Annotated in this window: 11 protein-coding genes; 4 read left to right on the top strand and 7 right to left on the bottom strand. The window is 41.2% G+C overall.

Translation table 11 applies throughout. The features are described 5' to 3' along the window. Positions 1–802 precede the first annotated feature (802 nt). Complete coding sequence (locus tag AC6I5C_RS00415) at positions 803–988, top strand: hypothetical protein (RefSeq protein ID WP_497903425.1); 186 nt, start codon at positions 803–805, stop codon at positions 986–988. Here the strand turns inward: AC6I5C_RS00415 and AC6I5C_RS00410 are convergent, their stop codons facing one another. The 5 genes from AC6I5C_RS00410 to AC6I5C_RS00390 are packed head-to-tail and all read right to left on the bottom strand — an operon-like array spanning position 989 to position 4178. Beyond that, positions 989–1732 carry an energy transducer TonB family protein gene (locus AC6I5C_RS00410; RefSeq protein WP_497903424.1) on the bottom strand — a complete coding sequence of 248 codons (744 nt, stop codon included), beginning with the start codon at positions 1730–1732 and terminating at the stop codon, positions 989–991. It lies immediately after the preceding gene. A 49-nt stretch (positions 1733–1781) separates the two neighbouring features. Continuing rightward, the gene (locus tag AC6I5C_RS00405) at positions 1782–2321 is read right to left on the bottom strand and encodes a hypothetical protein (protein WP_497903423.1); all 540 of its coding nucleotides are present in this window, start codon (positions 2319–2321) and stop codon (positions 1782–1784) included. Positions 2322–2357: 36 nt separating this feature from the next. Next, on the bottom strand, positions 2358–3050 hold the full coding sequence (gene truB / locus AC6I5C_RS00400) for a tRNA pseudouridine(55) synthase TruB (RefSeq protein ID WP_497903952.1): 693 nt from the start codon (positions 3048–3050) through the stop codon (positions 2358–2360). Between the two features lie 15 nt (positions 3051–3065). Next, positions 3066–3857 (bottom strand): undecaprenyl-diphosphate phosphatase, encoded by a 792-nt coding sequence (locus tag AC6I5C_RS00395; protein ID WP_307901223.1) that lies wholly within the window; start codon positions 3855–3857, stop codon positions 3066–3068. 51 nt (positions 3858–3908) lie between these two features. After that, positions 3909–4178, bottom strand: a complete 270-nt coding sequence (locus AC6I5C_RS00390) for a DUF3098 domain-containing protein (protein WP_497903422.1) — start codon at positions 4176–4178, stop codon at positions 3909–3911. A gap of 337 nt (positions 4179–4515) precedes the next feature. Here AC6I5C_RS00390 and AC6I5C_RS00385 point away from each other — a divergent pair, with 337 nt between their 5' ends. After that, complete coding sequence (locus tag AC6I5C_RS00385; protein WP_497903421.1) at positions 4516–5385, top strand: hypothetical protein; 870 nt, start codon at positions 4516–4518, stop codon at positions 5383–5385. A 458-nt stretch (positions 5386–5843) separates the two neighbouring features. Here the strand turns inward: AC6I5C_RS00385 and AC6I5C_RS00380 are convergent, their stop codons facing one another. Together AC6I5C_RS00380 and AC6I5C_RS00375 are read right to left on the bottom strand one after the other, a co-directional pair. After that, positions 5844–6485 (bottom strand): class I SAM-dependent methyltransferase, encoded by a 642-nt coding sequence (locus tag AC6I5C_RS00380; RefSeq protein WP_497903420.1) that lies wholly within the window; start codon positions 6483–6485, stop codon positions 5844–5846. A gap of 27 nt (positions 6486–6512) precedes the next feature. After that, a complete protein-coding gene (locus AC6I5C_RS00375) occupies positions 6513–7391 on the bottom strand; it encodes a cell division protein FtsX (protein ID WP_497903419.1) in 879 nt (292 codons plus the stop codon). 329 nt (positions 7392–7720) lie between these two features. Between AC6I5C_RS00375 and leuS the strand changes: the two genes are divergently transcribed. Both leuS and ald read left to right on the top strand, forming a co-directional pair. Further along, positions 7721–10540 carry a leucine--tRNA ligase gene (gene leuS / locus AC6I5C_RS00370; protein WP_497903418.1) on the top strand — a complete coding sequence of 940 codons (2820 nt, stop codon included), beginning with the start codon at positions 7721–7723 and terminating at the stop codon, positions 10538–10540. Between the two features lie 414 nt (positions 10541–10954). Beyond that, positions 10955–12061, top strand: a complete 1107-nt coding sequence (gene ald / locus AC6I5C_RS00365; protein WP_497903417.1) for an alanine dehydrogenase — start codon at positions 10955–10957, stop codon at positions 12059–12061. The last annotated feature ends 21 nt before the right edge of the window (positions 12062–12082 follow it).

Genomic DNA, 12082 nt, shown 5'->3' with positions numbered 1-12082 from the left:
TGTATTAAATAATATAAAAATTAGTTACTATTTATGGTTTGCTGTTTTTTCATCTCCCCTAAATATACACTTTTCCACCATATCCCTAGCGTTTTTACTTTCAATTTGTAATCATAGCGCTACAAATATACCTTCGCTTTCAAGGAAAGACAGTTTTAGGGTTGTATGTAGTTTGCAAGCCCTTGTGTACACTGTGATTAGGGCTTGCTTCGGCCTTTGTTCGGGGAGGGGTGCCTCCTGCCCAAATAGCCTCGAGCCATCCTCGAAGAAACCTCGAACCATCCTCGAACAAACCCCCTATAAAAATGGGTTGAGCAGTCATTAAGCGTCAAGAGTAGTCATAAACGGTCATAAGACGTCATAAGCAGTCATAAGACGTCACCCTATTGCAAATGTGAAATATTTTTTGTAAGTGATACCAGGTCAGGTGATTAATTAAGGAGGTGGAGTGTTTTGAGTTTGCTGGATAGGTAGGGGCTGTAAAACACTTCTCAATACTATTGTTCTGCATTACCATGCAGAACAATCACTCGAAGTGACGTGGAGCCTAATAGTTACAGAGAATAACACTTTGCCAACATGAGCACCGTCAGTTCGAGTGCCATCGGCAAGGCGGATGGTGTATCGAGAACAATGGCGTGATAGGTAAATACTTCTCGATACTNGCAAGGCGGATGGTGTATCGAGAACAATGGCGTGATAGGTAAATACTTCTCGTTACTATTGTCCTGCATTGCTGTGCAGAACAATCACCCGAAGTGAGGTGGAGCCTAATAGTTACAGAGAATGACACTTAGCCAGCATGAGCAACGTCAGTTCGAGTGCCATCGGCAAGGCAGATGGTGTATCGAGAACTATTGGGTGGTATATAAAGGCTTCTCGATACTATGGTTCTGCATTTTCATACAGAACAATCACTGCGAGTGATGGCTTATCGGGAGTAATTTCCGAAATGGTAAAGAATGTTAAGATACTGAGATTCAGTTGATCACTTCCCCTTAAAATAAAAGGTAATGGACCCCAATTGGCTTGAGAGATTGCCATTATCAAACTGTGCCGATTTTGCGTATTCCAAAGCGTGGTCCAAAAGGCATTGGTTGGTGGAAGTTGAGGATTTGTTAATGTAGGCATCGGTTACTTCGCCTGTGTTGTTCACCGTAATATTCACCACAATTTTACCGCTTTCCTCACACAGGTAACGCGGGGTTTCGTTACTCAGTAGTTCACGACCTTTTAGGGAATAGGTTAGGGTACTTAAAGGGTTGTTATTGGCATTTTTCTCACTCTTGTCTGCCGTTTTCATGGCCAACATGTCCTTGGCCTTTTTATAGCGTTCCAATTCGTCTTGGTTTACACTATAGTTGCCAGAGCCGTTAAAGGTATTGCTGGAGGTCACTACATCATTGGCTTCCATGTCTGGGGCGGCTTCCTCCAATTGTTGGGTGGTTTTTTCAAAATCGTTGGCGTTCATGGACTTGAAGTTTTTCATCATGTCCTTAAACTCTTGGTCTTCATTAAAAGCCTGATTGGTAGTTTTGCCCAAGGCTTCTTCTAAAGCTTCCAGTTCCTTGAGTTCTTCGATTTCCTCCGGGGTAGGCGGTTCCATTTCATAATAGCTTTCGGCTATGGTGGCCTGTTGCTTGGTTATGTGAAAGCTAAAGAGCATCATGACCACAATTCCCGTGATGAGCGTGGTGATAATTAAGGCTTTATGTTTCTCTATGAATTCCAAATTTGCGACTTGAGTGCATAAATATATACGTTAATTTAACTAAAATGGATTAAAAGAGCATAAATTCGATGAAAATGGCTACACTGGAAAGTTTCTCTTCCTGTCTGTAGCCAAAGCGTTTTCGGCTAAAATCCAGTCCGAACAGCCAGGAATTTCTATAATTGGCATCAAAGGTCTGTATGCCTATACCGGCCTTGTACATGGTGCCGTTTTCAAAATGTGCGCCCATGTCGAAGAGTTTTCCATAACCTGCACGAAGGAACAATCGGTCGTCAAAATCCAGTACATTGTAACGGAAGGTGGCATACACCGGCATAAAGTTGAAACTCTGTTTAAAGTAATGGTCGTACTCTACGTTTAGGGCCACACTGGCACGCCTGTCAAACTGATAGCCCAAAGAGTTGTTAATGAATAGCCCGTTAAGTTGGATAAGGGTGTTGCCGTCGTCTCGGGTTACTACGTAGTCTGAATTGGTCCTAAGGGTAGCGGCTAAGGAAAATTTGTAGAAAACACCTTTGTTTTTGAGCCCTCCTTGGGCAAAGGTCGATACGCTTACAAGTAGAGTTAAGGCAAAAAGGTATGGCTTCATAGAGGTTGATTAATTATGAAAACCCTTACACAAAAACTATTCCGAAACTAGGGTCTTTATAAAATTTTCTGGGGTGAGGGCATTGGCCACATCAAAATCGCCAATCTTGGTACGGCGCAACACCGAGAGGTGTCCTCCAGAGTTCAAGGCTTTCCCAAAATCGTGCGCCAAGGAACGAATGTAAGTTCCTTTGCTGCACACCACCCTAAAATCGACTTCGTTCTCCCCAATACGGGTGATTTCAAATTCAGAAATATTAATGGTTCTTGGTTTTATTTCTACCTCTTCACCAGCTCTGGCAAATTCATACAAACGTTTCCCGTCTTTTTTTATGGCCGAAAATACAGGTGGGTATTGCTCGATATCTCCCAAAAAGGTTTTGGTGGTTTCGTGGATCAGCGCTTCGGTGATATGGCTGGTTGGATAGGTGGCATCAATGTCGGTTTCCAAATCGTAGGAAGGCGTGGTGCTTCCCAACACTATGGTACCGGTATATTCCTTTATCTGCGCCTGAAAGGTGTCAATTTGCTTGGTCATTTTTCCGGTACAGATTACCAAAAGCCCGGAGGCCAAAGGGTCTAAAGTTCCGGCGTGGCCTACCTTTATTTTTTTAATATTATGGGCATGCCTGATTTCCCAACGCAGTTTGTTCACCACTTGAAAGGAGGTCCAGGTAAGGGGTTTGTCTATTAATAATACTTGTCCGTCTTTAAAATCTTCAGCAGTCATCATCACAAAATCAAATTACATTAAGGCTACCACAATGGCAATTAGGCCCACAATGGCACAGTACACCGAGAAATAGGAAAGTTTGCTTTTCTTCACCAAGGCAATCATCCAGGTACAGGCAAAAAGTCCCGCCACAAAGGCCGCTACAAAGCCAATGCTAAGAGCGGTAAAGTTGGAGCTTTCGTAGCTCAATTCGCCGCCAAGGATATCTTTGGCAATCTTTCCAAAGATAAGGGGCACCACCATTAAAAATGAAAAACGGGCCGCTTTGGTTTTGTCGTTCCCCAACAGTACCGATGTGGAAATAGTCGCTCCAGAACGCGAAATACCGGGCAACATGGCAACGGCCTGCGATATACCAATAACAAAGGCATTGCTAAAACTTACTGGTTTGTTGGTGTTTTTGGCGCGGTCTGCCAAAAACAATAGGGCGGCAGTTACCAATAGCATACAGCCAACCAAGAGGATGTTACCGCCAAAAAGTTCTTCTAACTCCGATTCAAAAAACACCCCGATGATGACAGCGGGAATCATGGATAGGGCAATCTTGGAGGCAAACTGAAGGTCTTCATTCCATTGGAACTTAAAAATACCCTCCAATAGGCTCAAAATATCTTTTCTAAACACGACGATGGTGCTTAGGGCGGTGGCAAAATGCAATACCACGGTAAACATTAAACTTTCTTGAGGAATGGAGCTGTCTCCCAAAATGGCTTTTCCCAACTCGAGGTGGCCACTAGAGGATACGGGTAAAAATTCGGTAAGCCCTTGTACAATTCCAAGGATGATGGCGTCGATAATGTCCATGCGGTATAAATATCAATAATGGGATGTCAAACAGAACGGCGAAGGCCTTAACTAGTTGTTGGATTTTGGCGCTTTATACGGGTTGAGCAAGATGGCATAGATCTCAATCGCGAAGCCAATCAAGATGAGGGTAGGGGCCACACGGATGCGTCTGAAATTGAAAATATCAGGGTTGAATACATTAGGGTCGTCACTACCGCCTCCAGCCATTAGTATAAATCCAAGGCCAATACAGGCCAAGCCAATAAGCATGAACTGGTAGTTTTTCTTCCCGAAAAGAAAGTCTTGTTTGCTGGTTTCTTTTTGCTTTTGTGCTCCCATATGCTGTAAAATTCTTTGAAACAAATTGCATTGCCAACAACCTGGACAATGGCCTTAGTACTACAAGGCACTTTAGGCAAGTGCAAAGTAACGGTTTTATTTAAAACTTTCGCGTTAAGGAGCTGTAAATTTGGAGGGAGCTGCGATAATCATTTGGGATTTGAAGAGTAAGTGATTTACATAGATGATCCATTGGAAATATGTTTTTTTTTGAATTGGGATTTTCTTAACAAGAGTAGTTAATTTGGAGTTAATTGTAAGAAAATACATTTTATAAGTGGGGGAAATTAAATAGAATTGTTCCTATCGAATAACCATTATCTTATAACCAACCATCATGAATATCACTAAACCATTTTTATTAGCCTTGTTCCTTTTGAACACGGTAATAGGCTTTGCCCAGCAAGTAGCCATAAAAACCGATAACGGGGAGATTATCCCTTATGCTACAATCACTTTTTTAAAACAGGATTCCATTGTTGGGGGGATGTATGCCAACGAAAAGGGCTTGGCTTTGATTGCACCTGATAAGGATATTGATGTTTTGTTGATTTCGCATTTAGGATTTGGTACACAAAAGGTGACTTGGGAGCATAGCAATGTAGACGTTGTATTGGAAGAATTGCTTAATGATTTGCCAGAAGTAGTTATTACCCAACGAAAAGAAGAAGCTGTGTGGATGGGGCATGAGTTTGTACGAAAGAGAAGTGCCTTTTGTTCAGCACAAAGAGGGATTGAAATAGTAACGTTTGTCCAAAATAACCAACACTTAAGTAATCTCGAAATGACTGCCTTTAAGTTTAAAGTTAGAAGAAGAAGTGAGGATAAAACGGCCGTGTTAAAGATTAATTTCTATACCAATGAGAGCAATACCCCAGGTAAGAGGATCAATGCTTATCAAGATATCACTGTTGCTCTTGCTAAGGGGGAAAGGGGAGATGTGGTTTTGGATTTAAAGACCTATCATATGATCTTTCCTGAGGAAGGTGTGTTTGTAGGTATTGAATGGATGGGTCTTGCAGATGATGAGGGCACTTTATTGCAAAACAACAGTTATAATGACAGCAGTATCGCCTATAGTGCTTGTAGTACAGAACAATTGACCTTTATGAGGTCTGCCTTTGGAACTGATAAATGGAGTAGAATGACATTTTGGGATGGCCGAAAAGACACCTTTGTTCCTGCGTTTTCTATTGAAGTAAAATAAATAGGTTGAGGTTGTTATATTTGAGTTTCAAAAGCGATGTGATTTTATGAAGAGTGAAGTACCTTATGTTTTCCTAGGTTTTACAGTCTTGTTTGTGACTTTGAAGACTGGTTGATTTTAAATAGTTTAAACAATGAATGGTAATAGTTTGAAAAAATATATTGTATATATTCCTATTGTAATTCTCCTTGTTATTCAATATTTAGATAAAAAGGATGATTATTTTTATTTGCAGATAATAATGATTTGCTTAACAATTATTTTTGCCATTATTTTTCTAGTGAAAAAAAGAAATAAAGGTAAGGAGGATTGGTAAATAAAGGTAGTATATCTCAGAGTGTGTACAGTTGCGATGATGGGTGTTAAATCTTTCTATAATTTTTTGATTTAATCTTAAATGATAAGAACTTATAGTAATAGTTTTAATCCATGCAAAAGATAGTTATTTCTGGCCTTTATTATGAATGACTCTCTTTTACATTATCTCTCTTAAACACCGTCATTCGTTCTCCTAAACTCTCAATAACCAAGTTGAATTTTTCTGCAATATACCTCATGGTTTGTTCGGTGTAGATAAATACATGGGTGGCATCCTTGCGGTAATACCAGGTGCTGAAGTCCTGATGGCCTTGGTACAAATGCGTCATGATATACAAACGGCCTTCGGGTTGTAAAAGGGCTAGCAATTGGGCAATCTCCTGTTTGGGATTGTAAAAGTGTTCAAAGACTTCACAGCTAAAAATATAATCGTAACGGTGATTTTTGTAAGCTGGATCAGGATAAAAATAAGGATCGAACAAGTGTACTTGATGCTGTTGTTCCTGAAGCATTTTGGTGATTACGGGACCACTGCCACAGCCATAGTCCAAGCCTAAATGCTCAGGTGTTTGAGCTTCCAATATGGCATTGGTAATTGGGGATGTAAAGTTTTGGTAGCCAAGGTCGTTGACATCGTTGTTATGGGACTCGTAATGGGCTTTTTCTTGTTCGGCCGTAAAGTAGTGGGCCTTGTCCATTACATAGGCTCCACAGGTATGGCAGATAAAATAATAGGCATCGGCCTTTTGGTTGAGCTGGCTGTCACAAAGGGTACAATGCATAATGTGTGGTGTTCTGCCTTAAGTTGTTTAATAATACAACTGGTCTGTTTTCAGGTTCAAGAAACGTTGGGTGGCAATAAAAGTACTGATCCAAGTAATTAAAATTCCCATCAGGAACACGGCCGCAAACAAGGCGGCAATCAATACCGGTTGCCCTAAAAGGCCTAGTTCAGGGAAAGTTTTGTTGAGGTAATGCAATACTACGGCCATTCCTGCCAGAGCAACGATAGAGCCAATAATGCCCAACTGAACATTTTTCAACACAAAAGGTCTTCTAATAAAGCGTTTGGTAGCCCCAACCATTTGCATGGTCTTGATGATAAAACGCTTGGAGTATACTGCCAGCCTTATAGAACTGTTGATCAATAATACCGCAATGAGGGTAAACAGTCCGCTAATGACCAACACCCAAAAAGTGATTTTCTTAAGGTTATCGTTCATGAGCTCTACCAAGTCGTTGTCGTAACGGATTTCTTCAATAAAAGCTTTGGTAGAGAGTTCTTCGGTAATTTCATCTAAGGTGGCGTTGGTAACATAATCGGCCTTTAGGTAGACGTCGATGGAGTTCTGCAAAGGGTTGTAGCCCACAAAATCCATAAAGTCCTCACCGGTCTCTGCTTTCATGAGTTCGGCAGCTTCTTCTTTGGAAACGTAGGTGATGGATTTGGTGTAATCGGCCATGGAAAGGCTCTTTTCAAGTTGGTTCACCTCCACTTCCTTGGCAGAATCGTTCAAATAAATAGTCAATACTACCTGCTCCTTAAAGTGGTCTGCCACCTTTTTGGCATTCAACACCAAAAGGCCCAAACAACCTAATAAAAACAGTACCAGTGCAATACTGATGACCACTGAAAAATAGGATGAAATTAACTTGCGCTTTTGGTATCTGTCAAAAGAAGAGCTCATATGTAATCTTGTTAGCGACGTAAAAATATAAAAGAATTCTATACCCCTTAGGTTTACAACGTTTAAACTTTCAACATTGTTATATTAACCTTAAATTTGCGCTTTTAAAACCAAATCGATGCAAAGCATCGAAACCTTTTGCGCAGAATGTGTTGGCAAAACTTCGAATATAGTGAAGCAAAGCGGAACGCGAAGTTTTGACAAGGGTTTTTTCAATGTCTGTTTGACATTGGGAAAAATTCCTCGCAAAAGTGTCCTTTCTTTTGATTCGTTTTCTTTGGACAAGCAAAGAAAATGAATGGGGGAACTAAAAATAGAATATTATAGGTATGACATACAACTTCAATACAATTGAGAAAAAGTGGCAAGACTACTGGGCAAAGAACCAAACCTTTAAAGCCGAAAACAACAGCGATAAACCCAAATACTACGTATTGGACATGTTCCCTTACCCAAGTGGTGCGGGGCTGCATGTTGGGCACCCACTAGGGTATATTGCTTCCGATATTTATGCGCGTTACAAACGTCATAAGGGTTTTAATGTATTGCACCCACAAGGGTACGATAGCTTTGGTTTGCCGGCAGAGCAGTACGCCATCCAAACAGGACAGCATCCTGCCATCACTACCGAAACCAATATTGCGACCTATAGAAGGCAGTTGGATAAAATTGGCTTTTCATTCGATTGGTCTCGTGAAGTACGTACCAGCAATCCAGAATATTACAAATGGACACAATGGATCTTTATCCAATTGTTTGAGTCTTGGTACAATTATGACAACAACAAAGCAGAGCATATAGATACTCTTGTGGCAAAATTTGCTACGGAAGGGAACGCCAATATCAATGCGGCATGCGATGATACTATAGAAGCGTTTTCAGCAGAGGAATGGAATCAATTCTCTTCTGAAAAACAACAGGAAATCCTTTTGCAATACCGTTTGACCTATTTGGCAGAAACCGAAGTTAACTGGTGTCCTGCTTTGGGTACGGTTTTGGCAAATGACGAAATTGTAAATGGTGTGTCCGAACGTGGGGGGCATCCTGTAGTACGTAAAAAAATGACCCAATGGAGCATGCGTATTTCTGCCTTTGCAGAGCGTTTGCTACAAGGTTTGGAAATCATCGATTGGACGGATTCGCTAAAAGAAAGTCAACGCAACTGGATTGGGAAGTCGGTTGGAGCTCGCGTCACCTTTAATGTGAATGATCATGATGAGGTGATCGAAGTGTTCACTACACGTCCTGATACCATTTTTGGGGTGAGCTTTATGACCTTGGCACCAGAGCACGACTTGGTGTCAAAAATCGTAACCGATGATCAAAAAGAAGTGGTAAATGCTTACATTGAAGCGACTGCAAAGCGTAGTGAACGTGAGCGTATGGCCGATGTGAAGACCATTTCTGGAGTGTTTACCGGGGCTTATGCAGAGCACCCGTTCAGTAAAGAACCTATTCCAATTTGGATTGGCGATTATGTATTGGCCAGCTACGGAACAGGGGCGGTAATGGCCGTGCCTTGTGGAGATCAGCGCGATTATGATTTTGCGAAGCATTTCAATATTGCCATTCCTAATATTTTTGAAGGGGTGGATATTTCCGAGGAGGCTTTTGCAGATAAGGAAGCTACCATCATTGCCAACAGCGATTTCCTAAACGGATTGAATTATAAAGACGCTACCAAAAAGGTCATCGAACAATTGGAGGCCCTTGGTCAAGGTAATGGAAAAACCAATTACCGTTTGCGCGATGCGGTATTTAGCCGTCAGCGTTATTGGGGTGAGCCTTTCCCAGTGTATTATGTGAATGGCATGCCACAAATGATTGATCATGCACATTTGCCAATCACCTTGCCGGAAGTTGAAAAGTACTTGCCAACCGAAACAGGGGAGCCGCCATTGGGCCGTGCCGATGTTTGGGCGTGGTGTACCGAAACCAATACAGTGGTTAGCAACGAGAACATAAACAACACGACGGTATTTCCTTTGGAATTGAACACCATGCCAGGATGGGCTGGGAGTTCTTGGTATTTCTTCCGCTATATGGAAGAAGCCGCCAAACGCGGTGAAGCCTTTGCAAGTGAAGATGCTTTAAAATATTGGGAAAACGTCGACCTATATATTGGTGGAAGCGAGCACGCCACAGGGCACTTGTTGTATGCCCGTTTCTGGACCAAGTTCCTTAAGGATCGTGGGTATGTAGGGGTTGAAGAACCATTTAAAAAGTTGATCAACCAAGGAATGATTTTGGGAACTTCGGCTTTTGTTTATAGAGTTGAAGGTGAAAATAAATTCTTGTCAAAAGGATTAATTGAAGGGCAAAAAGTACAGCCAATCCATACGGATGTATCTTTTGTAAATGCTTCAGATGAATTGGACGTAGAAGCATTCAAAAATTGGAGAGAGGAATTTAAGGACGCAGAGTTTGTATTGGAAGATGGGGTATATAAAGTAGGCCGCGAGGTTGAAAAAATGTCAAAATCCAAATACAACGTTGTGAATCCAGACAATATCTGTGAGGAGTATGGAGCGGACAGTTTACGTTTGTATGAAATGTTCCTAGGGCCATTGGAGCAGGCCAAACCTTGGAATACGGCGGGAATTACAGGTGTGCATGGTTTCTTAAAGAAACTTTGGAAATTGTTCTTAGAGAACGATGCTCTAAAAGTAACCGATAGCGAAGCCACCAAGGACAACTTAAAGACCCTTCATAAAACCATTAAAAAGGTAGAAGAGGATATTGAGAATTTCTCATTCAACACTTCCGTGTCTACCTTTATGATTGCCGTAAATGAGTTGACTGCCCAAAAATGTACTAGTAAAGAAGTGTTGGAACCGTTATTGGTATTGATTTCTCCTTATGCACCACATATTGCTGAGGAACTTTGGAGCCAATTGGGTAATGAAGGAAGTATTTCTACTGCCGCCTTCCCTGTGTTTGATGAAAAGCACTTGGTGGAAAGCAGTAAAAACTACCCTATTTCCTTTAACGGTAAAATGCGTTTTACGCTTGAGTTGCCTTTAGATATGAGTAAAGAGGACATCGAGAAAACGGTGATGGCTCATGAGAAAACCCAAGAGCAGTTGCAAGGACGTACCCCTAAAAAAGTCATTATTGTACCTGGAAAGATTGTGAACATTGTAGGTTAATTGGCCTAATGTGATATAGTTGAGAGGCTTCGATTTCGTATCGGAGCCTCTTTTTTTTTTAGCATCCTAACCGTCAGTTCGAGTGGATTTCTGCAAGAAATCAGTATCGAGAACTTTTTTTGAAGTATTCCTAACCGTCAGTTCGAGTGAAATTCTTGAAAAGAATTTTGTATAGAGAACATTTACTAGTTTCAGTTCTTTTTCTCGATACAATTGTTTGTGATTGGCATCCTAACCAATCACTCGAAATGACGAACTGATAAAAATGGTATTCCTTTTCAATTAAAAAATCCTTTAAATGGAATGCACTTTTTGAGGATTCTATAAAAATCCCAAAAACCTGATTTTCATTTATATGCTTTCGTAGATTCCTTGTATCTTTAAGTCCATCATAACCTTAAAACCTTCGATACCATGAAAATTGGCGTTCCAAAAGAAATTAAAAACAACGAAAGTAGGGTGGGCATGACCCCCGCCGGTGTGTTTGAATTAATCAATAGAAACCATACAGTTTATGTGCAATCCACTGCCGGCGAAGGAAGTGGATTTTTTGATGAAGATTATTTGGAAGTGGGTGCCATTATCTTGGATACCATTGAAGAAGTATATGCGTCAAGCGATATGATTGTAAAGGTAAAGGAGCCCATTGCTTCGGAATATCCTTTGGTAAGGCCTAATCAAATTATCTTTACCTATTTCCATTTTGCTTCCAGTGAACAACTGACTTTGGCGATGCTCAAAAGCGAAGCGGTATGTATTGCCTATGAAACCGTAGAAGATGAAGATGGCTCCTTGCCATTGTTGACTCCAATGTCTGAAGTTGCCGGAAGAATGGCCATTCAGCAGGGGGCAAAGTATTTGGAAAAACCTATAAAAGGAAGAGGCGTGTTGCTAGGTGGTGTGCCTGGGGTGCCTCCAGGCAAGGTGTTGGTGCTGGGAGCCGGCGTAGTTGGGGTACAGGCTGCTAAAATGGCGGCAGGTTTGGGAGCCCATGTTACCATTATGGATATTAATATGAAACGTTTGCGCTATGTAAATGACATCATGCCCAATCATGTGGTGACTGAATTTTCAAGTGTCTACAATATTAAAAAACACATCAAAACCCATGACTTGATTATTGGAGGGGTTCTGATAAAAGGAGGAAAAGCACCTAAATTGATTACAAGGGACATGTTGAAGGACATGCGTCCTGGTACGGTGTTAATTGATGTGGCGGTAGACCAAGGCGGTTGTATAGAAACCACCAAACCGACCACTCATGAGAATCCAACTTTTATTATAGACGATATTGTGCATTACTGTGTGGCCAATATGCCGGGAGCTGTGCCTTACACCTCTACTATGGCACTCACTAATGTTACTTTGCCCTATGTGTTGAAATTGGCTGATATGGGTTGGGAAGAAGCTTGTAAACAGGATGTTTCATTGTCTAAAGGATTGAACATTGTCAAAGGTGAAATTGTATATGATGGTATTGCAGAATCTTTCGGCTGGCCGTCAGATTATGTGAGTAACTGACAAAATTTCCTTACCATAAAA

This window comes from Mangrovimonas sp. sgz306409, from assembly GCF_059735265.1.
The sequence above is the reverse complement of the archived record's forward strand: the minus strand, read 5'-3'. Positions and strand labels throughout refer to the sequence as shown.